Annotated in this window: 24 protein-coding genes; 16 read left to right on the forward strand and 8 right to left on the reverse strand. The window is 74.2% G+C overall.

Features of this window, described 5'->3' with window-relative positions:
- Positions 1 to 7: 7 nt before the first annotated feature.
- A complete protein-coding gene (locus tag ACF1AL_RS09585; RefSeq protein WP_391661475.1) occupies positions 8 to 1225 on the forward strand; it encodes a cytochrome P450 in 1218 nt (405 codons plus the stop codon).
- Here ACF1AL_RS09585 and ACF1AL_RS09590 read toward each other — a convergent pair.
- Positions 1200 to 1697, reverse strand: coding sequence for a MarR family transcriptional regulator (locus tag ACF1AL_RS09590; protein ID WP_366841021.1), 498 nt, complete (start codon positions 1695 to 1697; stop codon positions 1200 to 1202). The two genes, ACF1AL_RS09585 and ACF1AL_RS09590, sit on opposite strands and share 26 nt — an antisense overlap.
- Before the next feature lie 95 nt (positions 1698 to 1792).
- Here ACF1AL_RS09590 and ACF1AL_RS09595 point away from each other — a divergent pair, with 95 nt between their 5' ends.
- The 4 genes from ACF1AL_RS09595 (at position 1793) to ACF1AL_RS09610 (ending at position 6845) form a co-directional block, all read left to right on the forward strand.
- Positions 1793 to 2290 carry a hypothetical protein gene (locus ACF1AL_RS09595; RefSeq protein ID WP_391825729.1) on the forward strand — a complete coding sequence of 166 codons (498 nt, stop codon included), beginning with the start codon at positions 1793 to 1795 and terminating at the stop codon, positions 2288 to 2290.
- Positions 2291 to 2839: 549 nt separating this feature from the next.
- Positions 2840 to 4216, forward strand: coding sequence for a TolB family protein (locus ACF1AL_RS09600; protein ID WP_384211856.1), 1377 nt, complete (start codon positions 2840 to 2842; stop codon positions 4214 to 4216).
- Positions 4217 to 4281: 65 nt separating this feature from the next.
- Positions 4282 to 5076 (forward strand): hypothetical protein, encoded by a 795-nt coding sequence (locus ACF1AL_RS09605; protein WP_366841018.1) that lies wholly within the window; start codon positions 4282 to 4284, stop codon positions 5074 to 5076.
- Entirely contained in the window at positions 5076 to 6845 is a 1770-nt protein-coding gene (locus ACF1AL_RS09610) for a hypothetical protein (RefSeq protein WP_391825730.1), read from the forward strand. The genes ACF1AL_RS09605 and ACF1AL_RS09610 overlap by 1 nt, the downstream gene beginning before the upstream one ends.
- A gap of 347 nt (positions 6846 to 7192) precedes the next feature.
- Here the strand turns inward: ACF1AL_RS09610 and ACF1AL_RS09615 are convergent, their stop codons facing one another.
- Together ACF1AL_RS09615 and ACF1AL_RS09620 are read right to left on the reverse strand one after the other, a co-directional pair.
- Positions 7193 to 8764, reverse strand: coding sequence for an FAD-dependent oxidoreductase (locus ACF1AL_RS09615; RefSeq protein WP_391825731.1), 1572 nt, complete (start codon positions 8762 to 8764; stop codon positions 7193 to 7195).
- Positions 8761 to 9729: a methyltransferase gene (locus tag ACF1AL_RS09620; protein ID WP_366841015.1), complete on the reverse strand. Its 969-nt coding sequence runs from the start codon at positions 9727 to 9729 to the stop codon at positions 8761 to 8763. Before ACF1AL_RS09620 ends, ACF1AL_RS09615 begins: the two co-directional genes overlap by 4 nt.
- Before the next feature lie 317 nt (positions 9730 to 10046).
- Here ACF1AL_RS09620 and ACF1AL_RS09625 point away from each other — a divergent pair, with 317 nt between their 5' ends.
- The 11 genes from ACF1AL_RS09625 to ACF1AL_RS09675 all read left to right on the forward strand — a co-directional run bounded on the left by ACF1AL_RS09625 (position 10047) and on the right by ACF1AL_RS09675 (position 21619).
- Entirely contained in the window at positions 10047 to 10529 is a 483-nt protein-coding gene (locus tag ACF1AL_RS09625) for an SgcJ/EcaC family oxidoreductase (RefSeq protein ID WP_391825732.1), read from the forward strand.
- Positions 10530 to 10608: 79 nt separating this feature from the next.
- Positions 10609 to 11094, forward strand: coding sequence for a MarR family transcriptional regulator (locus ACF1AL_RS09630; RefSeq protein ID WP_366841013.1), 486 nt, complete (start codon positions 10609 to 10611; stop codon positions 11092 to 11094).
- 88 nt (positions 11095 to 11182) lie between these two features.
- Complete coding sequence (locus tag ACF1AL_RS09635; RefSeq protein ID WP_366841012.1) at positions 11183 to 11755, forward strand: DUF4865 family protein; 573 nt, start codon at positions 11183 to 11185, stop codon at positions 11753 to 11755.
- A 103-nt stretch (positions 11756 to 11858) separates the two neighbouring features.
- Positions 11859 to 14036: an MMPL family transporter gene (locus tag ACF1AL_RS09640; protein ID WP_391820501.1), complete on the forward strand. Its 2178-nt coding sequence runs from the start codon at positions 11859 to 11861 to the stop codon at positions 14034 to 14036.
- A 432-nt stretch (positions 14037 to 14468) separates the two neighbouring features.
- Positions 14469 to 15989, forward strand: coding sequence for a peptide MFS transporter (locus tag ACF1AL_RS09645; protein WP_391825733.1), 1521 nt, complete (start codon positions 14469 to 14471; stop codon positions 15987 to 15989).
- Positions 15990 to 16199: 210 nt separating this feature from the next.
- Complete coding sequence (locus ACF1AL_RS09650) at positions 16200 to 17366, forward strand: ATP-binding protein (protein WP_386913787.1); 1167 nt, start codon at positions 16200 to 16202, stop codon at positions 17364 to 17366.
- Positions 17363 to 17764 carry a roadblock/LC7 domain-containing protein gene (locus ACF1AL_RS09655; RefSeq protein ID WP_384211873.1) on the forward strand — a complete coding sequence of 134 codons (402 nt, stop codon included), beginning with the start codon at positions 17363 to 17365 and terminating at the stop codon, positions 17762 to 17764. Before ACF1AL_RS09650 ends, ACF1AL_RS09655 begins: the two co-directional genes overlap by 4 nt.
- Complete coding sequence (locus ACF1AL_RS09660) at positions 17761 to 18138, forward strand: DUF742 domain-containing protein (RefSeq protein WP_366841006.1); 378 nt, start codon at positions 17761 to 17763, stop codon at positions 18136 to 18138. Before ACF1AL_RS09655 ends, ACF1AL_RS09660 begins: the two co-directional genes overlap by 4 nt.
- Positions 18113 to 18724, forward strand: a complete 612-nt coding sequence (locus tag ACF1AL_RS09665; RefSeq protein ID WP_366841005.1) for an ATP/GTP-binding protein — start codon at positions 18113 to 18115, stop codon at positions 18722 to 18724. Before ACF1AL_RS09660 ends, ACF1AL_RS09665 begins: the two co-directional genes overlap by 26 nt.
- Positions 18725 to 18948: 224 nt before the next feature.
- Positions 18949 to 20295 (forward strand): cytochrome P450, encoded by a 1347-nt coding sequence (locus tag ACF1AL_RS09670; RefSeq protein ID WP_391697858.1) that lies wholly within the window; start codon positions 18949 to 18951, stop codon positions 20293 to 20295.
- 223 nt (positions 20296 to 20518) lie between these two features.
- Entirely contained in the window at positions 20519 to 21619 is a 1101-nt protein-coding gene (locus ACF1AL_RS09675) for a tryptophan dimethylallyltransferase family protein (protein ID WP_391825734.1), read from the forward strand.
- A gap of 48 nt (positions 21620 to 21667) precedes the next feature.
- Here ACF1AL_RS09675 and ACF1AL_RS09680 read toward each other — a convergent pair whose 3' ends face one another.
- The 5 genes from ACF1AL_RS09680 to ACF1AL_RS09700 all read right to left on the reverse strand — a co-directional run bounded on the left by ACF1AL_RS09680 (position 21668) and on the right by ACF1AL_RS09700 (position 26289).
- The gene (locus ACF1AL_RS09680; RefSeq protein WP_391825735.1) at positions 21668 to 22966 is read right to left on the reverse strand and encodes a flavin-containing monooxygenase; all 1299 of its coding nucleotides are present in this window, start codon (positions 22964 to 22966) and stop codon (positions 21668 to 21670) included.
- Positions 22967 to 23062: 96 nt separating this feature from the next.
- Positions 23063 to 23398: a MazG-like family protein gene (locus ACF1AL_RS09685; RefSeq protein ID WP_366841001.1), complete on the reverse strand. Its 336-nt coding sequence runs from the start codon at positions 23396 to 23398 to the stop codon at positions 23063 to 23065.
- Between the two features lie 36 nt (positions 23399 to 23434).
- On the reverse strand, positions 23435 to 23983 hold the full coding sequence (locus ACF1AL_RS09690; RefSeq protein WP_391661465.1) for a DoxX family protein: 549 nt from the start codon (positions 23981 to 23983) through the stop codon (positions 23435 to 23437).
- Positions 23984 to 24415: 432 nt separating this feature from the next.
- Positions 24416 to 25186, reverse strand: coding sequence for an SDR family oxidoreductase (locus tag ACF1AL_RS09695; protein ID WP_386913778.1), 771 nt, complete (start codon positions 25184 to 25186; stop codon positions 24416 to 24418).
- Positions 25187 to 25254: 68 nt separating this feature from the next.
- Positions 25255 to 26289, reverse strand: coding sequence for a Gfo/Idh/MocA family protein (locus ACF1AL_RS09700; protein ID WP_391697847.1), 1035 nt, complete (start codon positions 26287 to 26289; stop codon positions 25255 to 25257).
- Positions 26290 to 26298: the final 9 nt, after the last annotated feature.

Raw genomic sequence — 26298 nt, forward strand, 5'->3', positions numbered from 1 at the left:
GACCGTCTTGTCCGACGACATCCCGGACGAGGGCCCGCGCTGCCCGGCCGAGGGCCTGCGCTTCCCGTTCGAGACCAGCCGCTTGTTCGATCCGCCCGCCGAGTGGCGCGAGCTGCGCGAGAGCTGCCCGGTGGCCCGTGCCGACCTGCCCACCGGGGACCGGGCCTGGCTGGTCACCCGCTACGAGGACGTGCGTGCCGTACTGAACGATCCGCGGCTCAGCCGCGCGGCCACCACCCGGCCCGACGCGCCGCGGCTGGGTCCGGCGCGGCCCGAGCCGGACTCCATCATGGCGATGGACCCGCCCGACCACACCCGGCTGCGCCGGCTGCTGGCACCGGCGTTCACCGGCCGGCAGGCGGAGCGGCTGCGGCCGCGCATCGCCCGCACGGCCGAGCGGCTGCTCGACGACATGGCCGAGATCGGGCCGCCGGTCGACCTGGTGGAGCACCTGGCCCGGCCGCTGCCCATCATCACCATCTGCGAACTGCTCGGCGTGCCGGACGAGGACCGGGAGTCCTTCAAGGAGTGGACGGACGCGGCGCTGACCCTGGCCCCGCACGCGGCGGGCGCGGTCACCGGCGCCCGGGAGCGGCTCGCGGACTATCTGCGGCACCTGATCGCGGAGAAGCAGCACCGTCCGGGCGACGACCTGCTGGGCACCCTCATCGCGGCCCGCGAGGAGGACCGGCTGCGGCCCGCGGAGCTGGTGACGGTGGCCGCCACGCTCATCACGGCCGGCTACCACACGGTGGCCAACTCCCTGGCCAACTCGGTGCTGGCGCTGCTGCGCCACCCGGAGCAACTGGATCCGCTGCGCGGCGGGCCGTTCCCGCCGCAGGCCGTGGAGGAGCTGCTGCGCTGGACGCCGGGCCCGGTGAGCGGCGGCACCATCCGGATCGCCACGCAGGAGGTGAAGGTCGGCTCCACGGTGGTGCGGCCGGGCGAGGCGGTCATCCCGTCCACCGCGTCGGCCAACCGCGATGCGGCGGCCTTCGAGGACCCGGACGCCCTGGACCTCAGCCGTGCGGAGAACCGGCACATCGCGTTCGGCCACGGCATCCACCGCTGCCTCGGGGCGCCGCTGGCGCGGGTGGAGCTGCACGTGGCGTTCGACGCGCTGCTGCGGCGCTTCCCCGGGCTGCGGCTGGCGGTCGCCGAGGAGGAGCTGACCTGGGGGACCGGGATGATCCGGGGCGTCACCGAGCTGCCGGTGGCGTGGTGAGCGCCGCGCCGGGCATCGTGCGGGTGAGGTCGCGCAGCAGCTCGTTGACGCGCTGCGTGAACTGCGCGATCAGGGCGAGCTGGTCGTCGTCGTACGACTCCAGGACGGCCGTCATGACGTCCTTGAGCGGGGCGAACGCGGCGGCCAGCTCCTGCTCGCGGCGGCCGGTGGAGACGACGATGACCCGGCGCCGGTCGGCCGGGTCGCGCACCCGCTCGATGAACCCGGCCTTCTCCATCCGGTCGAGCACGGCCGTGGTCGCGGAGGTGCTCATGCCGGTGATCTCGGCGAGCCGGCCGGCGGTCAGCCGGGGTTCGCTGCGGGCGAGGTCGACGCACTTCATGTCGGTCGGGTTCAGCCCGAAGCGCTCGGCGATGGCCTGGTGGAGCAGCTGTCCGCGGGCTCCGTTGTCGCGGACGGCGTCCTCGATGGCGGCGATGAGGTCGGCGCGGCGGGGGTGCGGGGTTGACATGGCTCACCTCTCACGAGATTATTTCGACGGATCGAGATTTCCGAACCTTCGAGAAGTCCTACGTATGGAATTACCTTAACGGTGAGGGGTTGGTCATGAACACTTCTGCGGGCGAGAAGGCCAGGTGGCGGGTCGAGGGCGTCGTCGAGGCGTCCGCCGAGCGGGTCGCCGAGGCGCTGCTCGACATCCGCCCCGGCCAGGCCGGCGTGGACGGCAACGCGCTCGTGCTGGCCGCCGGGGACCACGGCCGTGAGGGCGACGCGGTCACCGTCGAGGGCGGGCCGGACAAGTTCGTCGCCCGGTGGGGCGGCTCCGGTGAGGACTACCTGGAGCTGAGCGTGGACCGCGCGGCGCGGACGGTCACCGTGCAGACGTGGTTCGGCGGCACGTACGCCGTCGAGCCGGCGGGCGGGGCGAGCCGCGTGGTGCTCGCCGTGCACAACCTGGTGCCGAACTCCGGGCGGCTGGGCCGCAAGGTCGCGGAGCTGGGCGTCGAGTCGCGGCTGGAGCGGGTGCTGACGGCGGTGCTCGCGGCGGTGGCCGAGCGGGTGGGCGCGCCGGCGCCGGCCCCGGCCCGCACGACGGCGGTGTGACACCGCCACCCCCCTGATCCCACAGCCACCCGGGTCCGTTCCCCCGTCGCCCGGGTGGCTGTGCCCTTGCCTCCGGCGGTGCGGCTCCTGGTACCCAGGGGTGCGGTGAACGCCGTGGGGTGCGCAACCCGGCGCTACGAGGTGCCTCCCCCAAGCTCTTCGAGCAGGGGGGACCCCCAGCGCCCACCCGTGCCGCCCCAGGCGGCACGCATGCCCGCGGACTGAGCGGGCGCTTGCGGCCGACGGGACTGCAACTCCCTCAGGGGCGCGGGGAACTGCGCGACCGGCCCACCACCCACCCGCACCCGATGGACAGCCGAAGCGGACGGGAGGTCGGCCCGCAGGGTGACTGCGACTCCCCAAGGGGCGCGGGGAACTGCGCGACCGGCCACCCAGCCACCCGCACCCGAAACACCCCCGCACCGCATTGGCCAAAACGCCGTAGGCAATTGGCTGGTTCGAGCCCCGCTAGAGGCCCCCGCGAGCCCCCGGTGTGACCCTCTCCGCGACCGTGCGCCGCCGGGCGTACGGGCACGAGGAGGGGACTGTATGACAACCGACCGAACGACCCGCGCGCGAGCCACGCGCGGCGCACTGCTGGGCAGCGCCCTCGCCCTCGTGGCGCTGGCCACCGCCCCCGGCCCCGCCGCCGGCGCCACCCCCCGCGCGGCAGCGGCCGGCACCGCATCCGCCGGAGGCGACACCGTGCTCGTCAGCGTCGGCCTCGGCGGCCGCCCCGCCGACGGCCCCAGCGAGCGCGCCTCCATCAGCGCCGACGGCCACCTGGTCGTGTTCACCTCGCACGCGACCAACCTCGTGCGCGGCGACCGCAACCACTGCACCGACGTCTTCCTGCGCGACCTGACCGCCGGCACCACGACCCGCGTCGACCGCGGCTACGACGGCTCCGAGTCCGACGGCTGCACCGGCATCGACCCGATCATCAGCTCCGACGGCCGCTACGTCGTCTACTCCGCCGACTCCACCAACCTGGTCCGCGGCGTCCGCGACGGCCGTTCCCACATCTACCGCACCGACCTGCGCACCGGCCAGACCACCCTGGCCTCCGCCGCCGCCGACGGCACCCCCGGCAACGGCGACAGCATGCGCCCGACCCTCTCCGCCGACGGCCGCTACGTCGCCTTCGCCACCTCCGCCGACAACCTGATCCCCGGCGACACCCCGGCGAGCACCTGGGACACCGTGGTCCGCGACATGGTCACCGGCAAGGTGGTCCGCACCTCCGCCGCCTCCGACGGCACCCCCGGCGACGCGGCCAGCGACGGCACGCAGATCAGCGCCGACGGCCGCTACGTCACCTTCTTCTCCAACGCCACCAACCTGGTGCCCGGCGACACCAACAAGAAGGTCGACGAGTTCCTGCACGACACCGCCACCGGCCGCACCACCCGGCTCAGCGTCTCCGCCGCCGGCGTCGAGTCCGACCAGATCACCATTGGCGGCACCATCAGCGACGACAACCGCTACGTCGTGCTGAACTCGCACGCCACCAACCTCACCGCGGAGAGCCCGGACACCGCCCAGAACCACATCTACCTGCAGGACCTGCAGGAGGGCACCCTGCGCCTGATCGACAAGGGCGCCGACGGTGTGCCCGCGCCGGGCGGCACCTTCTGGGCGAGCATCTCCGGCGACGGCCGGCACATCCCGATGGCCTCCGCCGGACCCGCCCTGGTGCCCGGCGACACCAACGGCGTGCGCGACATCTTCGTCGCCGACCTGCCCGACGCCACGCTGCGCCGGGTCAGCGTCGGCGCCGACGGGCAGCAGGCCGACGCCGCGAGCTACTTCCCGGACGCCGACCAGCACGCGAACGCCGTGGTCTTCACGTCGTACGCCACCAACCTCGTGGCGGGCGACACCAACGGCCAGCCGGACGTCTTCGTCCACCGCGACACGCCGTGAACCGGCCGCCCGTACCGCACGCGTCGCACTCGCCCGTACAGCACACGCAGGAAGGAACGCACACCATGCGGATCACAGCCGGCCGCTACCGGCGCACGGCGGTGCTCGCCGTCACCGCGGCCCTGACCCTCGGCGGCGTCGCCCTGGGCATCACCCACGGCGCCACCGGATCCTCGGCCGCCGACCGTGCGGTGCCCGGCACCGTCGTGGTCCAGGAGAACGCCCACGGCCGGGTGCTCACCGCCGACCCGTCCGTGCGCAACAAGCAGGCCCTCGTACGGGCCGTGCACGAGCAGCGGCGCGAGCGCGAGCGGCAGACCAGCGAGCCGACGCCGACGGCCAGTGCCACCGGCGGGGGAGGACACGGCGACCAGACCGGCTTCCCGGTGCGCGACGCCTGGCTGACGTCCGACGCCAGCCGCCGCGTGTCGGTGCCCGGCGGCACCGGCACCCTCGCCGCGTCCGGCGCGAGCTTCGTCAAGGTGCCGTTCATGGAGTACTACGCCATCTTCACCGACACCTCCTCCGACGTCTCCTGGCTCGGCGACCGGCCCTTCGCTGCCGACAGCATCCAGCACACCGACACCTGGAACGTCGGATCCGTCGGCGCCCCCTTCTGGGTGGTCGGCGCGCCCCAGGGCGCCAAGGTGACCAGCACCGGCAGCACCGCCGAGGCCAGCTGGACCACGACCGTCCAGAACACCTGGTACAGCGAACACGCCTACGACCAGGTCGCGTTCTACCCGCCCAACCAGGACGACTACTCCAACGTGTTCCGCATCAGCCACTCGGTCACCGGCACCTTCCAGTTCGGTTCGTCCTTCTACACGGTGACGAGCCGCGACCGGGCCTACAGCTGATGACCCGGTCCGCCCCCCGGCGCCCCGGGCGGCCGCGCGCGGCGGCGGCCCGGGCGGCGTCCGCGACGGCGCTCGCCGCCCTCGCCGCGCTCGCCGCCGCGTGCGGCCCGTCCGGCGCCGGTGACACCCCCCGGCCCGGCGGCCCGCCCGCGGCGCAGGCCGTGGCGCCCGCCGTGCGCGTCGACGCCCGCGAACTGCTGCGCGACGCCTGGGTCACCGACGGGCGGCGCGGCTACTTCGTCGACGGCGCGGACTCGGCCGCGGCCTCCCCGTTCTCGCTGTACGAGACGGCATGGCGGCTGCGGCTGGCCGCGCGGTCGGGCCAGGACCCGCACCGGCTCGTCGACGCCGGCCGGCTCCCCCGGTGGGCGGCGGCGGCCGAGCACGGCCGGCTCAACGGCTCCGGGCTGCCCGCCGTCGCCCAGGTCGACCTGGCCGTGGACGCCCTGCTCACCTCCGGCGGCACGGTCGACCGCGCCGCCGTCTCCGCCACCCTCGAAGCGCTGCGCAGCGGCGGCGGCTACCGCACCGCGCCCGCCGCGGACCGGACCGACCCGGGCTCCACGGCCGTGGCGGTACGGGTCCTGACCCGGCTCGGGCTGCCCGTGCCGGAACCGGTGCGCGCCGCCGTCCCGCGCGACCTGGCCGCGCTGCCGGGCGCCGCCGCCGCGGACGTGCCCGGCCGGGTGGTGCCCGTGCTGCAGACCGCCGCCGCGCTGGGCGTGACCGGCGCCGACCGCGCCCGCGCGGCCCGGCTCGCCGAGGCCGCCCAGGCGTCCCTGGCGTCCCTGGACGCCGACGCGGTACGGCTCTCGGCGGAGGGGGCGCTGCGGGAGGCGGCCGGCCGGCTCGGCGCGCGCCTGCCCCGCTTCGATGCGGCGACCTGCGACGGCCGCGTCCTGCCCGACGGCGGCGTCGGGCTGCCCGGCGCCCGCGAGAGCGACCCGCAGGCCACGTACTGGGCGCTGAGCCTGGGCTGTTCGGCCGTCCGCGCCCCGGCGCCTGGCGCCCACTCGCGGGCCGGCTGGCCGGGCGAGCAGGCCCGCGAGGGGGCGCTCGGCGCGAGCGCGGCGGCCGTCGCGGTGGCCCGCTCCACCGGCACCACCGCCGAGTTCGCGGCGCCGCTGGCCCGTCAGGTGCGCGAGATGTGGCTGCCCCGGACGGCCCGCCCGGCTCCGTACGACACGGCGGAGCTGGTGGACCGGGTCGACCTGCGGCAGATCGCCCGCGCCCTGGGCCCGGCGGTCGCGGCCGATGTCGCCCGCGGCCTGCCCGCGCCGGCCGTGTCCGGGGTGCCGGCGACGGACGACGCGCGGCTGCTGCTGAGCACGCTCGACGCGCGCGGTGACGGCACGGCCGAGAAGGCGCTGTGCGCGGCCGGTTCGCCGCTGCGGGCGTCGGCGGCGGGGCGGACGGCGGGCGGTTCGCTGGTGCGGGCGGCCTGGCTCGCGGCCGCCGCCGAGACCTGCCACGACCCCGCCCTGCGCGCCCGGGCCGCGGCCACGGCCCGCACCGCCCGGCTCGCCGACGCCGTCTACCGCGCCGGGTCCGGGCCGTCCTTCGAGGCGTCGGTGATCGGCACGTGGATCGAACGGCCCCGCACGGACGCGGCCGCGGCGTGGGAGCGGGCCGGACTGTGCCGCGCGGACCGCTGCGCGGAGACCCCGGCCGCGCTGCGCGCCGCCGACCACGTCCCCCTGCGCACCCTGGCCGCGCTCCTGACGGCCCGCACCGGCCACTACGACACCCTGTTCCCACTGGCCTTCTGACCCCGGGCGCGGGATGGGTGGGTGGCTGATCGCGCAGTTCCCCGCGCCCCTGAGGGAGTTGCAGTCACCCTGCGGGCCGGCCTGCCGCCTGCGGCCGTCTTGGCTGTCCTTCGGGTGCGGGTGCGTGGGTGGCTGGTCGCGCAGTTCCCCGCGCCCCTGGGGGGTTGCAGTTGCCCCCCGCCTTCGTAGCTGCGGGCAGTCGTGCCGCTAGGGGCGGCACGGGTGGGCGCAGCGGCACCCCGCAACGCCGGGCCGCGCACCCCACGGCGTTCACCACACCGCAGGGCACAGCGCACCACGCAAGGGGCCCCGTCCACCAGCTGGACGGGGCCCCTTCGGCGTGGCGGTCAGGCGAGGATCGCGGCCACGTGGCGGTCCAGGGCCGCGCCGTCGTAGGCCGCGCCGCGGAACGCGACGTAGCCGTCGGGGCGGACCAGCAGCAGGGCGCCGGCCTCCGCGCCGAGCGCGGCGCGGAGCGTGCCCTCGGGGTCCGCCAGACCCTCGCGCCCGGTCGCCGTGACCACGTGGACCGGCACCCCGGCCCGCCGGGCACCCGCGCCGGCCTCCTTGGCGGCGATGTCGGCGGACGCCGGGTCCGCCGGGTCCTCCGGGAACGCCAGCACCGTCCAGTCGCCCCGGCCCAGCAGCCGGAAGAGCCGGTCCCCGGTGCCGTACGGCGTGACGTCCGGGACCCGGGCGCCGGGGCCGGGCACCCCGGCCGCCGCGGACGTTCCGCCGCTGAGCGGGCTGTCGGGGTAGGCCAGCGTCAGCCCGGTGTGGCCCGCCCCGGCGTCCTCGGTGAGCCGGGAGCGCAGCAGCTCGAACGGCGGCACCGGGCCCACGCCGCCCCAGTAGGTGCGCTGGTTGCGCGCGGCCAGCGCCAGCGCGATCGGCCGGCGCTCCGCCTCGTAGCTGTCGAGCAGCCGCGCGGACGCCCGGCCCTGCACGACCGCGGCCAGCTTCCAGCCGAGGTTGAACGCGTCCTGCACCCCGGTGTTCATGCCCTGCGCGGTCACCGGCATGACGGTGTGCGCGCTGTCGCCGGCCAGCAGGCACCGGCCGACCCGGTAGGTGTCGGCGACCGCGTTGTACAGCCGTACCCGCCAGTTGAACCGGCCGTCGTGGAAGCGCAGGTCGGACACGCCGCTGACGCGGCGCACCGCGTCGAGCACCTCCGCCACGTCCGGGTCGCCGGTGCGGGAGGGGTCGGGGTCGGCCACCCCGGCGTAGAACCGGTGGCGCCCGTCGGGCAGCGGGGCCGTGCCCAGCGAGCCGGCCTCGGTCAGGAACAGGTGGCAGTGCGCCGGGTCGCCGGGCAGCGAGCCCGTCCAGCGCGCGTCGATCTGCAGCAACTGCGTGCCGGGGTACGGCGTCTTGTCCCAGCCCGCGCCGATCTCGTCCCGCACGGTGCTGTGCGGGCCCTGCGCGCCGACCACCCAGCCGGCCCGCACGGTGTGCACACCGCCGTCGGCCGCGGCCAGCCGTACCGTCACGCGGGCCGGGCCCTGTTCGACGGCGACCGCGGTCAGGCCCCGCTCGACGCGCACGCCGAGCCCGGCCAGGTGCCGGGTGAGCAGGGCCTCGGTCTGCGACTGCCCGATCAGCAGCGGGTTCGGGTACGGCGTACCGGTCTGCGCGGCGGGCCGCACCAGGGGTTCCGCACCGGCGAAGTGGTGGGTGCGGTGGGTGTAGGTGACGCCGGAGCCGAGGTAGTCGCCGACCGGCAGACCCATGAGGTCGAAGACCTCCAGGGTGCGCTGCCACACCGTGCAGGCGCGGGTGCCCTGGCGCGGTTCGGCACGCCGGTCGACCACCCGCACGCGCACGCCCCGGCGGGCCAGTTCGATCGCGGTGCACAGGCCGACCGGCCCGGCACCGACGACCAGCACCTCCGGATCGGTGTCGGCGGCGGCGCTCACGCCCGCTCCCAGAACAGCAGCGAGTGGTGCGAGGCCAGCCTGGTGACGCCCGCGGGCCGCAGCCCGGCCTGCGCGGCGAGTGCGGTGAACTCCTCCACCGTGCGCTCCCGGCCCTTGTTGAACACCAGCATCCGCAGGTCGTACTCGGTGTTGAGCTGCTTGCCCTCGTCCTCGGCGATGACCCGCTCGACCACCACGACCCGGCCGCCCTCGGGCAGCGCCTCGGCGCACCGGGCGAGGATCGCCACCGACTCCTTGTCGTCCCAGTCGTGCAGGATCTGGCTGAGGACGTACACGTCCGCGCCGGCCGGCAGCGGGTCGAAGAAGGACTGCCCGACCACCTCGGTGCGCTCGGCGAGCCCGGCCGCCGCGAACCGCTCGGTGCCGCCCTCGACGGTGCCCGGCAGGTCCACGAGCGTGCCCCGGCTCTCCGGCGCGGTGCGCAGGATCGCCTCCAGCAGCGCGCCCGTGCCGCCGCCGATGTCGGCGATCCGGCGCGCCTCGTGCCACGGGTGGGCTGCGGCCACCTCGGGGGCGAGCCGGCCCTGCACGGCGGCCATCTGCGCGTTGAAGGAGTCGGCCAGCTCCGGGTGCCGGGTCAGGTCGTCCCAGAAGGGGACGCCGAAGACCTGGTCGTAGCCCGGCTCGCCGGTGCGCACCGCGTGCAGCAGGCCGCCGCACGCGGCGAGGTCGATACGGCCGCTGGCGCCCTCCAGGTCCAGCCAGTGCCGCATCCGCGAGGGATGGGAGTCCAGCAGCAGGCGCGAGGTGGCGGTCAGGCCGTACACGCCCGGCTGCTCCTCGCTGAAGACGTCCCGGCAGGCCAGGAAGCGCAGGAGCCGGCCCAGCGCCCCGGCGTCGGTCGAGGTCCGCCGCGCCAGCTCGTCCCGGGTGTGCGCGCCCGCCTCGATGTGGTCGGCGATGCGCAGCGTGGCGGCCACGCGCACCGCGATGGGGGTGAACACGTCGACGAAGGCGGGACGCCCGCCCGGCCCCCGCGATGTCTGCCGCTGCGCGTGCTCGGTGTGCGTGTCGATGGCAATGCACCTCTTCCGGAAGTCCCGTCGGTCATGGGCCGCTGCCGATGGTCCAGACGCGCCCTAGACGCCCGCTCAAGCGCGGGTGGCGGCCGCGTTTCGAGGTCCGCCGGCACCGGATCCCGGGGGAGCGGGTTGACAGCCCGAAGATGTCTCTCTAAATTAGAGATACACGGAAAGAGAGAAGCACGAAATCCGAGCGGATTCGTGCGAGGCGAAAGCCCCGGCCCCGGAGGAGTACCGAGATGAACACGACCCACGCCACCACCGTCGACGCCCGCGCCGTCCTCGCCGCCCTCGCCGACCGCTGGGACGCCGGCGACGGACACGGCTACGGCGAGCTGTTCACCCCCGACGCCACGTACGTGCAGTTCAACGGCGTCCTGCTGAACGGCCGCCGGGAGATCGCCGACATGCACGACCTGATGTTCCGCACGATGCTCTACGGCACCCGGCTGGTGACCCACGAGATCGAGAGCGTCCGCATGATCGGCGAGGACCACGCCGTGGTCGTCTCCACCGGCGCCGCCCTCTTCCCCTGGCAGAAGGAGGTCACGCCCAAGCGGCTCTCGAGGCAGACCCTGATCCTGGAGCGCCGGGGCGGCCGCTGGCTGGTCGCCGGCTTCCAGAACAGCCGCATCAAGCCGTTCCCGACCAGCGGCCCGCTGTTTGAGGTGGCCGCCAAGGCCGTCCGCCTGCGGGTCGACCGTGCGCGCCGCGCCGCCTGAGCCGCCGGCGCCGTACGGACGCACCACGGCCCGCACCAGTAGGCTGGCCGGAACCGAACGGCAGAAAGGCGAGGCGAGGATGGCACCGGACAGTGCGGAGGACCGCTCGTACGGCACCCTGATGTCGCTGGCCAGGGCCCTGCGCGTGCAGGCGGCCAGGACGGTCCTCTTCCAGTCCGCGGTCGCCCAGTCGGTCGGGCTCAACGCCACCGACTTCAACTGCCTCAGCCTGCTCGACCTGGAGGGCCCCATGACCCCCGGGCAGCTCGCCGAACGCGCCGGACTCAGCCGCGGCGGCGCCATCACCACGGTGATAGACCGCCTCCAGAAGGCCGGATTCGTCCGCCGCCGGCCCGACGCCGGGGACCGCCGCAGGGTCATCGTCGAGACCGTGCCGGAAGCCTTCGCCGAACACGTCGACACCGTGTTCGCGGACTACCGGGCCGCCCTCGGCAAGCTCCTGTCCGAGCTCACCCCCGACCAGCAGGAACTGCTGCTGGACGTCACCAACCGCAGCAACGAGATCTTCCACGCCGCGACCCTGCGGCTGCAGACCCGGGCCTGACGCCCGCCCCAGCGCCGCTCCAGCACGACCCGCCACACTCCGGGCGCCGGCAGAACCCTGCCGGGACGCGAGAACCGGACGAGGTGACGTGCCCGTGCTGACCGCCCACTACTCCATCCCGCTGCCCGCCGACTACGACATGGGCGTCATCCACCGCCGGGTGGCCGACCGCTCGGCCCCCTGGGACCGGCGGACGGGCCTGCTGCTCAAGGCGTTCTGCGTCACGGACGCCACGGACGGCGGCCACAACTCCTACGCCCCCTTCTACGTCTGGGACCGGCCGCAGGAGTTCGCCGGCTTCCTCACCGGCCCCGAGTACGCGGGACTGTGCTCCGCCTTCGGACCGGTGCCCGTGCACACCGGCACCGTCCTCGCCTGCGACCTCGGCACCGGCCCCGCCGGCCATCTGATCGTCGAGACCCTGCCCCTCGGCCCCGTCACCGACCTGCGCGACACCGCCCGGGCCGAGACCGAACACCACCACGCCGTTCTGGCCGACCCGGCCGTGCACTCGCACGTCGTCGACCTCGACCCGGCCGCGATGACGCTCACCCGGCGCACCCTGCTCCACGCCGGCGGCGACACCCCGCGGCCCAAGGACGGCGAACGGGTGCTGCGCGTGCTGCACCTGTCCCGACCTCCGCACCACACCGCCGACTGACGCCCCGTCAAGGCTTCGCGCGTCCGGCTCGAGCGCGGCCCGAGCCGCCGTCGACCCCGCCGTGACACCTCTGGGCGCACTGTCTTTTTCCAAGGAGTGCAAGGTGACCACTACTCCGGTCCAGGGCGCCACCCCCCAGGCGCCGCCACCCCCGCACAGCCGCTCCCTCCTGGAGCGCACCGCCGGATTCGCCCAACGCCACCGCTGGACGGCCCTGTTGCTGTGGGTCGTGGTCCTCTTCGGCGTCTGGAGCGGTGCCTCCGCCCTCGGCGACAGCTACCGCGACGACTTCTCCCTGCCCGGCACCGAGACCCAGCAGGCGCTGGAGACCATGCAGAAGCACGGCTCCGCGCAGGCCGGCGACAGCCTCGAGATCGTGCTGCACGACCGCGGCGGGCTGACCACCGCCGAGACCAGGTCCCGTGTCACGGCCATGCTGGGCAAGGTCGCCGGGCTGCCGAAGGTCGCCCAGGTCCGCAGCCCCTACGACGACCAGCAGGCCGTCTCCAAGGACGGCACCGTCGGGTACGCCACCGTCGTCCTCAAGGTCAAGTCCGAGGACATGGCCAAGGAGGACACCCAGCGGATCTACGACACCGCCCGCGCCGCCCGCAGCGACGCCCTCGACGTCGAACTCGGCGGCGACGCGGCGCGCAAGCTGGGCGAGCCGGAGGGCGGCGCCGCCGAGGGCATCGGCATGCTGGCCGCGCTGGTCATCCTGGGCCTGATGTTCGGCACGATCATCGCGGCCGGACTGCCCGTCATCACCGCGGTGTTCGCCGTCAGCTCCACCCTCGGCGTGATCATCCTGCTGTCGCACGTCTTCACGATCGCCAGCTACACGCCGTACATCATGATGCTCGTCGGTCTCGGCGTCGGCATCGACTACGCCCTGCTGATCTTCGCCCGCTACCGGGCCGAGCTGGTGCGCGGCGCCTCACCGGAGGATGCGAACCGGCGCGCCCTCGACCTCGCCGGACGCACCGTCTTCTTCGCCGGCTGCACCGTCATCGTGGCCCTGCTCGGCCTGGTCGCGCTCGGGCTCGGCTCGCTGCAGGGCACCGCGGTCGCCGTGGCGCTCACCGTGCTCGTCACCATGCTCGCCTCGCTCACCCTGCTGCCCGCGCTGCTCGCCCTGTTCGGCAAGCGCTTCGCCCGGCAGTTCACCGCCAAGGCGCGCCGGCGCGAGGCCAAGGGCAAGCCGGTCGAGGGCGGCGCCCGCTGGCGCGGCTGGGCACGGCTCGTGCAGCGGCGCCCGCTGGTCTCCCTGGTGCTCGCCGTGGCCGCGCTCGGCGCGCTCGCCGCGCCCGCCGTCGACCTGCGGCTCGGCTTCGCCGACGCCGGCAACGACCCGGCCACGACCACCAGCCGCAAGGCCTACGACCTGCTCGCCGACGGCTTCGGGCCCGGCTTCAACGGCCCGCTGGTCGTGGTCACCGAAGGCGACGGCAAGGCCGGCGCCGCGCTCTCGCAGACCCTCAACTCCACCGACGGCATCGCCGCCGCGACCGGGCCCATCCCGGCCGAGGACGGCAAGGCGTTCACCGTCATCGCCTTCCCCGACACCGCGCCGCAGGACGAGGCCACCACGAAGCTGGTGCACACCCTGCGCGACGACGTCCTGGTGAAGCTGCGTCAGAGCACCGGCGCGGAGTACCTGGTGGGCGGCTCCACCACGGCCGTCATCGACTACGCCGACACGGTCTCCGCGCGCATGCCGCTGTTCATCGCCATCGTGGTCGGGCTGTCGCTGCTGATCCTCGTCATGGTGTTCCGTTCGGTGCTGGTGCCGATCAAGGCGGCGCTGCTGAACCTGCTGAGCATCGGGGCGGCGCTGGGCGCGATGACGCTGGTCTTCCAGAAGGGCATGTTCGGTCTGGAGCCCGGTCCCATCGAGGCGTACCTGCCGATCATGATCTTCGCGATCGTCTTCGGTCTGTCGATGGACTACGAGATCTTCCTGGTCTCGCGCATCCGTGAGGAGTGGACGCGCACCCGGGACGCCGGCGTGGCGATCCGCGAGGGCCTCGCGCACACCGGCTCGGTCGTCCTCGCCGCGGGCGCGATCATGGTCGCGGTGTTCGGGGCGTTCATCCTCGGCGGCGACCGGATGCTGCAGCAGTTCGGGTTCGGCATGGCGGTCGCGGTCTTCGTCGACGCGGTGATCATCCGCTGCCTGATCGTGCCGGCGGCGCTCCAGCTGATGGGGCGGCACGCGTGGTGGATCCCGCGGGCCCTGGACCGCGCCCTGCCGAAGGTCGACATCGAAAAACACGACTGACGCGGTAACCGGGGCCGTATCGCCCCCTGACCAGAGCCCGGGTGCCCCCTGACGGCACCCGGGCTCTCCCGTCCCCGGGATGCCTGCCCCGCGCGGGCCGGTTCTCGCCCGCGGCTCTCGTCGTGGTTCCTCGCGCAGTTCCCCGCGCCCCTGGGGGTTGCAGTCGCCCCCTTCCCTACGCAGCTGCGGGCAGTCGTGCCTCCCCCAAGCTCTTCGAGCAGGGGGGACCCCCAGGGCGGCACGGGTGGGCGCAGCGGCACCCCGCAACGCCGGGCAGCGCACCCCCCGGCGTTCACCCGGCGCCGGGCGCCCCGCACCGCAGGGCACCGCACCCCACCGGCGTTGGATGAGCCCCAGCGTTTCTCGAGCCGGGGTCGACGGGCCGTGCCCATTCTCGGGCCGCGCCCGTTCGTCACCCGCCGGGAGGGAAGCATGACCGCTCCGACCACACCACCCACCACCCCGCAGCGGTCCCACCCCGCCGCCACCCCCCATCCGGGCCCCGCACAGCGCCCCACCCCCCTGCACCGCCCCCGCTGGTTCACCACCCTCTTCCTCACCGACGTATGGGAGCGCTTCAGCTTCTACGGCATGACCGCGATCCTCGTCCTGTACGCGACGGAGGACCGCGGCGTGGGCGGCCTCGGCCTGTCCGCCGGCGACGCGGCGATCCTGTACGGCGCGTACATGGCCGCCGTCTTCCTCGCCTCCGTCCCCGGCGGCTGGATCGGCGACCGCGTCCTCGGCGCCCGGCGCGCCGTCCTGCACGGCGGTGTCCTGATCGCCCTGGGCCACACGGCGATGGCGGTGCCCGTCACCGGCTCCGTCTACCCCGGTCTGCTGCTGATCGCCGCCGGCACCGGCCTGCTCAAGCCCAACATGGCGGGCCTGCTCAGCGCTTTCTACGACCGCGAGGACCGCACCGGCCGCGACGCCGGCTTCGCCGTGTTCTACATGAGCGTCCAGGTCAGCGCCCTGCTCGCCCCCCTCGTCGTCGGCGCGCTCGGCGAGGGCGTCAACTGGCACCTCGGCTTCGGCGCCGCCGCCCTCGGCATGGCCGCCGGACTCGTCCAGTACGTCCGCGGCGCCCGCCACTTCGGCGACACCGGCGCCGCCCCCGAGCGCGCCGCGACCCCCGCCCAGCGCACCCGCGTCCTGCGCGTCACGCTCGCCGCGAGCGCCCTGGTGATCGCCGGATACGGCACCGACGCCGCGCTCGGCACCTTCCGCATGCCCCATCTCATGGCGCTGATCGGCCTGTTGTGCGTGGTCTCGCCGGTGATCTGCTTCTGGCGCCTGCTGCGCGACCCGCTGCTGACCGCCGCCGAACGCGTCCGGGTGCGCACCTACATCTGGCTGTTCGCCGCCTCGGCGGTCTTCTGGGCGCTGTTCCTGCAGGGCGGCTCCGCCTTCTCGCTGTTCGCCAAGCACGCCACGGACCGCGAGGTGTTCGGCCGTACCGTGCCCGCCAGCTGGTTCCAGGCGGCGATCCCGCTGTTCGTCCTGGTCTTCGCGCCGCTGTTCGCCTGGCTGTGGACGAAGGCGGGCGACCGGGTGCCGACCGCGCTGAAGTATGCCGCCGGGATGGCCGCCGTGGCCGCCGCCTACCTGGTCATGGCCGGCGCCGCCACGCTCGCCGGCGACGGCACCCGCGTGTCGCCGCTGTGGCTGCTGCTGGCGTTCGCGCTGCTGGCCGCCGGCGAGGTGTCCTTCGGCCCGGTAGGGATGAGCGCCTCCACGGCCATCGCCCCGGCCACCTTCGTCAGCCAGATGGTGGCCCTGTTCTGGCTCTCCGGCGCCCTCGGCGGCGGCATCGGCGGCAACGCCCTGAAGCTCTCCGGCGACCGCGTCCCGGGCCCCGGCTACTTCCTGGCCCTGGCCGTCGCGGCCCTGGTGACGGGCATTGCCCTGCTGCTGGGACGCCGCGCCCTGACCCGGCGGCTCGGCGTCTGAGCCGCCCTCCGGGCGGCCCCGGTCACCCGGAGGCCGCCCGGAGTTCTTCTCGCGTAGACGCCCGGGACGCCCAACCTTTCGTCACAGGCCCTTTGTTGACGGTCGGTCACCAGTTCGCCCGATGATACGATCACCGCACTTGCGGAGCGGGCGCGTCCACTCTCATGGACGGGATCATCAGCCGGCCGTCAGTCGCCTGAAGAGAGTCTTATGACGGAATACACAGCGAACCCGGTGCTCTGGGCGCTTCTCGTCCTCCTCGTCGCCGCCGTCGCCCTCGTCGTCCGCCAGCGCAAGGCGGCCCGGGCGCTGCGGCAGCAGATCGACGGACTGAAGACGCACTACTCCGACCTGGAGAACCACTACACCCAGTCCGTGCAGGCCGCCCAGGAGGAGGCCGAGGAGGCGACCAAGACCGTACTGAAGTCCGCCATGCGGACCCTGCAGGGCCTCGCGGCCGAGCAGCAGCTGGTCGTCTCCCGGCTGCAGGAGAAGTACGGCGACTCCGCGATCCTCCAGGACCTGCTGGAGATCGACCACACCAACTCGCAGTTCGGCCGGCGCGCGCAGTCCATCGCCGTCCTGTGCGACGGCTGGCTCGGCCGCCACCGCGACGTGGCCTCCGTCTACGACGTGGTGCGCAGCGCCCAGGGCCGCATCCGCCACTTCCGCCGCGTGGAGATCCTCTCCCAGGTGGACTTCGGCATCACCAGCCGGGCCGTCGAACCGGTCGCCCTGGCCCTCGCCGAGCTGCTCGACAACGCCACCAGCTACTCCAGCCCCGACACCGTCGTCGAGATCAACATCCGCACCGTGCCCAAGGGCATCTGCATCGTCGTCGACGACGCCGGTGTCGGCATGAACGACGAGGAGCGGGCCCGCGCCGAGGGGCTGCTGTCCAGCCGCCGCGTCAAGGGCGTGTCCTCGCTCGGCAACCCGCCGCAGTTCGGCTTCGCGGTGATCGGCGTGCTGTGCGAACGCTTCGGCTTCGAGGTGTCCGTGGACTCCTCCTCCCCGTACGGAGGCGTGCGCGCGGTCGTCCTGCTGCCCCACGAGCTGCTGACCGCCATGCCCGAGCAGAAGGCGCCGGCCCACTCCATGCCCACGCACCCCCTGCCCCACCCCACCGGGCCCGAGCCCGCGCTGACCGCGTCCGCCACCGCCGACGGCCTGCCCCGCAGGCGCCGCAAGCGCCCGATGGCGATCGTGCCCGGCAGCGCACCCGACACCCGCACCTCCGGCCGCTCCGGCGCCGAGACGGCGGCGATCATGGGCGCGTTCCAGCGCGGCACGCAGTCCGGCCGGGCCGCGCGCGACCAGGCGGGCCCTACGAGCAGCACACGTGGTGCAAGCAGCGAAGGACATGAGGTCTCGTGAACGACGATCTGTCATGGATGCTCGACAGCGCCCTGGAGATTCCCGGGGCTCTGCACGCGGTCCTGATCTCGGCCGACGGTCTGTTGATGGCCCGGACGAAGGACTTCGGCAAGGACGACGCCGACCGGGTCGCCGCCGCGATGAGCGGAGTGCAGTCCCTCAGCCGCTCGCTGGGCTTCTTCTGTGAGGACCCCCGGCAGGCCTGGCGCCAGACCCTGGTGGAGTTCGACGGCGGCTGGGTCTTCCTGATCTCCGCCGGCGAGGGCGCCTACCTGGGCGTCTCCGCCGCCCCCGACGTCGACATGCAGGACATCACCTTCCGCATGCAGCAGCTCGTCGGCCGGCTCGGCAAGGTGCTGGCCGCGCCGCCGCGCGAAGACCTCGGCGTGCGCTCATGACGGGGTACGAGGACTGGGAGCCCGAGGCCGCGCCCTTAGTGCGTCCGTATGTCATCACCAAGGGACGCGGACTGCCCGACGAGGAGCAGCTGTCCCTGATCACCCTCGTCACGGCGGCCCCCGAGGAGGGACAGCGGCCCACCCGGCTGTCGCCCGAGGAGCAGCGGCTGCTGGACATCTGTTCCGCCGGCTACCTCTCGGTCGCCGAGATCGCGGGGCACACCCGGCTGCCGCTCGGCGTCGTGAGGATCCTCCTCGCCTCCCTGGCGGAGGGCGGCTACCTCATCACCCGCCCGCCCGTGGCCCGCGCCCCCCTCGCCGACCGGGAGATCCTCGAGGAGGTACTGAATGGTCTCCGCGCCAAGTTCGGCTGAGCCCGCCCGGCTCGGCGCGCAGGCGTACGTCCGCGGCGGCGCCGACCAGACCGCGGTGAAGATCCTCGTCGTCGGTCACTTCGCGGTGGGCAAGACCACGTTCATCGGCTCGATCTCCGAGATCGAGCCGCTGTCCACCGAGGAGACGATGACCCGCGCGGCGGAGGGCATCGACGACCTCAAGGGCGTGACGGGCAAGACCACCACCACGGTCGCCATGGACTTCGGCCGCCTCACCATCAGCGACCGCGTCGTGCTCTACCTGTTCGGCACGCCCGGCCAGCAGCGCTTCGTGCAGATGTGGGAGGACATGGCCCGCGGCGCGCTCGGCGCGCTGGTCCTCGTCGACCCGGAACGGCTCGCGGACTCCTTCCCGGTGATCGACCTCATCGAGCACTACGGCCTCGACTACGCCATCGCCGTCAACCACTTCGACGGCTCCCCGCTGCGCGACGAGGCGGCGCTGCGCGAGGCGCTGGACCTGCTGGCGGACACACCCGTCGTCACCTGCGACGCGCGCGACGAGAAGTCCTCGGCCGCCGCGCTGACCACGCTGGTCCGCTACCTGCTGGATCGCACGCGGTAGCGCTCCGCCGGGGTGCGGGCCCGCTTCCGCCGGGGAGCGGTGACTTCTTCGGCTGCGGCGCGGTCGTGGCTGGTCGCGCAGTCCCCGCGCTCCTGTGGCGGGGCGCTGCCGCGCCCGCCCCCCGGCGGGGCGCTGCCGCGCCCGCCCCCCGGCGGGGCGCTTCCCCTCCGATCGGCACTCCACACCATCCCCCGGCCCCTCTGGCACACCCCCAAGGAACTGACATGGACGCTCACACCTCCGCCCCGGTGCCTCCGCCCGGGTGCCCGGCGCACGGCTCCGGTGGCCGGGTGCCGCTGTACGGACCGGAGTTCTCGGCCGACCCGCAGGCGTACTACGCCTACCTGCGCCACTACGGGCCCGCCGCCCCCGTCGAGCTCGCCCCCGGCGTCGAGGCGACGCTGGTCACCGAGTACACCGCAGCGCTGCAACTGCTGCAGGACTCCGGCACGTTCCGCAAGGACGCGCGGCGCTGGCGGGCCCTCGCCGAGGGCAAGGTGCCCGCGGACAGCCCGGTCGCCCCCCTGCTGGCGTACCGCCCGAACTGCATGTTCGCCGACGGCGCCGAGCACCTGCGGCTGCGGCAGGCGGTGACGGACTCCCTCGCCCGGGTCGACGTGCGCCGGCTGAGCCGGAGCACCGAGCAGATCTCGGCGTACCTGATCGACCAGTTCGCCGCGCGCGGCTCGGTCGACCTGCTCGGCGACTACGCCAAGCAGCTGCCGCTGTTCGTCTTCAACGAGCTGTTCGGCTGCCCGGCCGACATCGGCGACCGGGTGCTGTTCGGCATCTCCGGCATGTTCGACGGCGTCAACGCCGAGAAGGCCACCGCGGTGCTCTTCCAGGCCGTCGGCGAACTGGTCGCGCTCAAGCGGAGCAGGCCCGGCGAGGACGTCACCTCCTGGCTGATGCAGCATCAGGCGGCGCTCACCGACGAGGAGATGGTGCACCACCTCGCGCTGCTGCTGGGCGCGGGCGCCGAGCCGCTGCGCAACCTGATCGGCAACACCCTGCACCGGCTGCTCACCGACGAGCGGTACGCCAAGGAGGGCGGTCTGATCGACGAGGCGCTCGACGACACGCTGTGGGACAACCCGCCCATGGCCAACTACGCGCCCCACTACCCGGCCCACGACGTGGAGTTCGCCGGGCGCCGGCTGGAGGCGGGCGAGCTGGTGCTGGTGAGCTTCGCCGCCGCCAACTCCGGTCCCGCGCTGGCCGCTTCCCGGCAGGCCGGCAGCAACCGGGCCCATCTCGCCTGGAGCGCGGGCCCGCACGCCTGCCCGTCCAAGGAGCCCGCCCGGCACATCACCGTCACCGCGGTGGAGAACCTGCTCAACCGGCTGCCCGACATCGAACTCGCCATCCCCGAGGACAGCCTGGCCTGGCGCCCCGGCCCCTTCCACCGCGCCCTGGTGGCCCTGCCGGCCCGCTTCACGCCGGTCGGGGTCTCCGCGCGCACGGCACCGCCGCGGACCGCGGCCGCGCAGGCCCCGGCCACGTCGGCGGAGGCCCCCCGCAAGCCCGAACGCGCCGGTCTGTGGAGCCAGTTCCTCAACTGGCTGAGGTGATTCACACAACACCCCCCGCCTTCGCGTCGTCGCATGAAGCTTCAACCGCTCGGGTAGTGAGGAACGCGGCATTCAGAGTTGCTGACGAGGCGAAGGAGGTGTTCGTGGACCACATATCCACCGACGCCCGTTCCATACCGGCCCACCTCGCGTGGCACCCCTCGATACCCGCCCCCGCCGGCGGGTATCTCTTTGCCCGCCCCCGCAGACGGCGGGAGCACCGGTGAGCGCCGCGCGGACCGGGACGCTCGGCGCGCACACGGCCGGCCAGCTGCGGCGGCTGTGCGCGCTGACCGGACTGGACCCGGCCGACACACAGACGTACGCGGACGTCCTGACCACCGCCCTCGGCGGCGCGGCCGGCCGCCCGCTCGACCTTCCGCCGCCGTCGGGGACGTTCCTGTCCGACGACCACACGCCGGTGGAGTTCTCGCTGTCCTTCACCGCGGGCGCGGCCCCCTCGCTGCGCGTGCTGCTGGAACCGGGCTGTGGCGCAGGCAGCCTGGAGCGCGGCGGCCGCACGGCCCTGGCCGTCGTCCGGGAGATGGCCCGGCGCTGGGACTTCTCCACCGAGCGCCTGGACGGACTGCGGGACCTGCTCCTGCCGCCCGCCCCGCACGGGCCGCTGGCGCTGTGGATCGCGCTGGAACTGCGGCGCGGGGGAGTGCCGAAGGTCAAGGTGTACCTCAACCCCTCGGCCTCGGGGCCCGAGCGGGCCGCGCACACCGTCCGCGAGGCCCTGCGCCGCCTGGGCCACGAGCGGGCCTTCGACGCGCTGCCCCCGGCCGACGGCTACCCCTTCCTCGCCCTGGACCTCGGCGACTGGGAGGCACCCCGGGCGAAGGTGTACCTCATGCACCGCGACCTGTCGGCCACCGAGGCCGCCGGTCTCGCCCGGACCGCCCCGCTCCCGCCGGCGGACGGCCTCGCCGCGTTCTTCCGCGCCGTCGCCGGCCCCGCCGCGGAGCGGGGGCTGGACCGCCGCCCGGGCCTGACCTGCCACGCCTTCACCGACCCGGGCAGCGGGCGGCCCAGCGGCTTCACCCTGCACATCCCGGTCCGCGACTACGTCCGCCACGACGGGGAGGCCCTGGACCGCGCGGCCGGCGTGCTCACCGCCCACGGCATCGACCCGGACCCGCTGGTGCGCGCGCTGCCCGCGCTCACCGCCCGCCGCCCGCAGGACGGCGTGGGCCTGATCGCCTACCTGGCCCTCGCCCACCAGGCGGGCGCGCCGCCGCGGCTGACGGCCTACGTCTCCTCGGAGGCGTACGCGGTGCGGTCCCCGGTGCCCGCCCGGCCGGCGGCCGAGCCGGTGCACTGACCCGGACCCGGCGGGGCTCCCGGCACCGGGAGCTCCGCCGGCGCGGACTCACTGCGGCCGCAGCGCCGTCAGCTCCGCCAGGTACGGCCCGAAGTCGACCTGGATCGAGGAGCCCTCGGTGTTGCCGTAGCGGTCGGCGATGGCGGCCAGATAGGTGTCGATCTCCTTGCGCATGACGTCCTCGGGCGGCAGCGCGACGTCCCCGGCGACGATCCCCGCCACCCAGCGCGCCTGTGCCTCCACCAGCCGGGTGATGGCGCCCTGCGGCCGTACCAGCCCGACGAAGTGCAGTCCCGGCGGCCCCGGCGCCACGACCCGCCGGTACAGCTCGACCGCGCCGCTCGCGGAGACCGGGCACCCTTGCGGCAGATAGGGGAAGGACATCCGGAACCCGGTGCAGTAGACGACGGCGTCGGCCCGCTCGGCGGTGCCGTCGGCGAAGACCACCCGCTCCCCGTCGAACGCCTCGACGGCGGGCTTCGGTACGACGCCCCCGTGCCGTATCCGGCTGAGGATCTCGTCGGAGACGGTCACGGCGGAGGAGAAGATCGGGTGGTCCGGCTCCGGCAGCCCGTAGTCCGACAGCTTGCCCCGCGCCACCAGCAGCGCGTTCTCCACGAACCGGCGCGCCTCCTCGAAGGGCATCGCCGTGAACCAGGGCGCCTCCGCGATGAGGTCGACGGAGATCCCGAACAGCTGCTTCGGCACGATGTGCAGCCCACGCCGCACCGACAGCACGGTCCGCTCGGCGTGCCGGGACAGATCGGCGGCGATGTCCACGGCGGAGGCGCCGAGCCCCACCACGACGACCCGCCGCCCGGCGAAGTCACGGCCGTCCTGGTAGTCCACGGAGTGCAGGATCGTTCCGGCAAAGGACGACGCGCCCGGGGGCAGCGGATCGGGCAGCGCGGGGTCGGTGTTGTGCCCCGAGGCCACGATCACATGAGAAAAGGTACGTTCCCGGGAGTGCCCGCCGGCCCCCCGGCTGACCACCCGCCAGCCACCGCCGTCGCGGGGCCGCACCGACACCACCTCGGTGCCGAACTCGATCCGCTCCCGCAGCCCCGCCCAGCCGGCGAAGTCCCGCAGGTACGCGGCGACCTGGCTGTGCCGCGGGTACAGCGGGTAGGCGTCGGGCATCGGGAAGTCGGCGTACCCCGTCAGCGACTTGGCGGTGTTCAGGTGCAGCGTGCGGTAGCCGGGCCCGCGCTCCCCGGCGTCCGGCTGCCGCCAGATCCCCCCGACGTCCGGCGCCTTCTCCAGGCACACGAAGTCGATGCCCCGGGTGCCGAGGGCGTGCGCGGCCGCCAGGCCGGACAGCCCTGCACCGATCACACACACGCTCACGCGTCCCCCCACGCAATGATCACCGGTCGTTTTCGCACGGGCAGTCACTGCCCATCGAACACTTGCGTCACACCGGTGTCAGGGTGGTATACGCCACTACGCGCCGCCGGAGGCGAGCGACCGCCGCCGCACCCGCTCCAGATGCCGTGCGAAGACGGCCCGCGCGTCCGGGGTCAGCGTGCGCAGCGCCACCAGGGCCGTGATGACGACATCGCACAGCTCGCCCTCCACGTCCGCCCAGCTGTGGCTTGCCCCCTTGCGCGGATTCTGGCCGGTGGCGCCGATCACGGCCTGGGCGACCTCGCCGACCTCCTCGGACAGCTTCAGGACGCGCAGCAGCAGCCCGTCGAGCCCGTCGTGCGTGCGCTGTCCCTCCAGCCACGCCCACAACTCCTCGACGGCCCCCCACACCTCGATCTCCCGCTCACTCATACGAGGAGCGTGCCACGCCCCGCGCGCCGCCCGGCCCTACTCCTCCTCGAACAGGGTCTTCTGCTCGCCCTCGCGCTTGCGGCGCAGCTCCCTGACGCGGGCGCCCACGACGAGGGCCGTGCCGAGTCCGGCGGCGGCGAAGGCGGCCGGCACCATCCAGCCGCGGTTCACGCTGTGACCGAGCACGGCGTCCACGGAGAGCCGGCCGGGCCCGGTGACGGCGAGACCGGCGGCGGTCAGGCCCAGGGAGGCGGCGTACTCGTAGCCCCCGCTCTGCGCGAAGAAGCCGTTGGGCGCGTGCACGGCGGCCGCTCCCGCCATGGCCCCGGCCGCGGAGGCGCCGGCGGCGGGCGTGGCGAGCCCCAGCGCCAGCAGCACACCGCCGCCGGTCTCGGCGAGGCCGGCGGCCATCGCGCTGGCCTTCCCGGGCCGGTATCCGACGGACTCCATGAACTGCCCGGTGCCCTCCAGGCCGTGCCCGCCGAACCAGCCGAACAGCTTCTGCGTCCCGTGGGCGACCAGCACACTCCCGGTCCCGAGGCGGAGCAGCAACAGCCCCAGATCACGTCGATCGAACGTCGTCACGATGGCTCCCAGACGGCCGGCGAAAGGTACCTCCACCCTGCCGCCACCCCCGACCTGCCGCCCCCCTGCCCACCCATCCGAGTGACCACACGGCGACTTCGACCCTCCCAGGGGCGCGGGGAACCGCGCGACCGGCCACGACGCACCCGCACCCGCACCCGGAAACGCACCGCACCCCGACCGCCGAGCCGCCGGCAGGCAACAGGCCGGCAGCCGCCCCACGCGCGTGGCGGACCCCCCAGGGCTCCGCCCCCTCCCCGCGCCGTGGAACGGCTGCCGGCCTTCCCCCCTCGGTATGGCTTGCGGAATTCTCGTGCTCCAAGTGTGAAGCTCCGATGAAGGAGAGTTGAGCATAAGTCCCCTACCGGCCGCAATGGCCCGGATGTTCAAATTCCGCTTGTGCTGATCGGGGAGTCGGCCCCCGACGCCCCCTCAACCCCGCCCGACGTACGGCATCGTGGTCGCCAGTACCGTCGCGAACTGCACGTTCGCCTCCAGCGGCAGTTCCGCCATGTGCCGCACCGTCCGCGCCACGTCGGCCACGTCCATCACCGGCTCCGCGACGACCGACCCGTTGGCCTGCAGCACCCCCGACTGCATACGCGCCGTCATGTCCGTGGCCGCGTTGCCGATGTCGATCTGCCCCACCGCGATCCGGTACGGCCGCCCGTCCAGCGACAGCGCCTTCGTCAGCCCCGTCAGCGCGTGCTTCGTGGCCGTGTAGGGCGCCGAGTGCGGCCGCGGCGCGTGCGCCGAGATGGAGCCGTTGTTGATGATCCGTCCGCCCTGCGGGGACTGCTCCTTCATCTGCCGGTAGGCCGCCTGCGCGCACAGGAACGCCCCGTTGAGGTTCGTGTCCACCACGTGCCGCCAGGCGTCGTACGACAGGTCCTCCACCGGCACCCCGCCCGGCCCGAACGTGCCCGCGTTGTTGAACAGCAGGTCCACCCGCCCGAACCGTTCCACGGTCGCGGCGAACAGCGCGGCCACGTCCTCGGGCCGCGCCACGTCCGTGCGGACGGCGAGCCGTTCGCCGTCCGGGACGAGCGCGCCGGTCTCCTCCAGGGTCTGCGGGCGGCGCCCGGCCAGGGCCACCGCCCAGCCCGCGCGCAGCAATTCGACGGCGACGGCGCGCCCGATGCCCGAGCCGGCGCCGGTCACCACGGCGACACCGCGCCGTCCGGTCTGTCGTTCAGCGTTCATGCCGCCGAGCGTAGACAAGTGTCCACGCATCGGAACTCTTATTCCGGCATACGAACACCGTGTGCCGCTCAGGCCGGCGTGAGCGCCGCCTCGCCGGTGAGGTCGCCGGCCTCGCTCGGGTAGCGCACCCCGACACGGCCCCGGATCGCGTCCAGCGTCCGCATCACCGCGAGCGTGCCGTCCAGCGGCACCAGCGGTGACTCGGTCTCACCGGCCCGCAGCGCCCGCATGACCTCCCTCGCCTCGTGCCGCAGGGTGGTGCGCGGCCCGTCGGCCGGGTCGGCGGCGAACTCCTCGGGGTCCTTGCCGTCGCGGTGCAGGACGAACCGGTCGGGGTGGAAGAAGCCGTCCGGGATGTCGATCCGGCCCGCTGAACCGGTCACCGACGCGGTGACGCCCGTACCGCCGACGATGGAGCAGTGCACCGCGGCCAGCGCGCCGGAGTCCCAGGACAGCAGGGCCGCGGTCTGCAGGTCGACGCCCTCGGGGGAGAGGACCGCGCGGGCGGTCACGTCGGACGGCTCACCGAGCAGCAGCTGCGCGAAGGAGACCGGGTAGACGCCGAGGTCGAGCAGGGCGCCGCCGCCCTGGCGCGGGTCACGCAGCCGGTGCGCGGGCGGGAACGGCCCGGCGAGCCCGAAGTCGGCCTGCACCGTGCGCACCTCGCCGATCGCGCCGTCGTCGACGAGGTCCTTCAGCCGCCGGATCAGCGGGTTGCAGTACATCCACATGGCCTCCATCAGGAAGCGCCCGTGCTGCCGGGCCAGCGCGACCAGTTCCCCGGCCTCGCGCACGTTCAGCGTGAACGGCTTCTCGCACAGCACGTGGCGCCCGGCCTCCAGGCACAGCCCGGCGGCCGCCCGGTGCGCGGCGTGCGGGGTGGCGACGTACACCACGTCCACGTCCCCGTCCTCGGCGAGCGAGCGCCAGTCGCCGTAGGCCCGCTCGATCCCGAACCGTTCCGCGAACGCCTGCGCCGACTCCGCCGACCGGGAGGCCACCGCCACGACCTCCGCGTCCGGCAGATCGACCAGGTCCGCCGTGAACGCGGCCGCGATCCCGCCGGTCGCGAGGATGCCCCACCGCACGCCGTCCGCCGTCATACCCGCCCC

The organism is Streptomyces sp. NPDC014801, from assembly GCF_043082085.1.
Classification (GTDB): domain Bacteria; phylum Actinomycetota; class Actinomycetes; order Streptomycetales; family Streptomycetaceae; genus Streptomyces.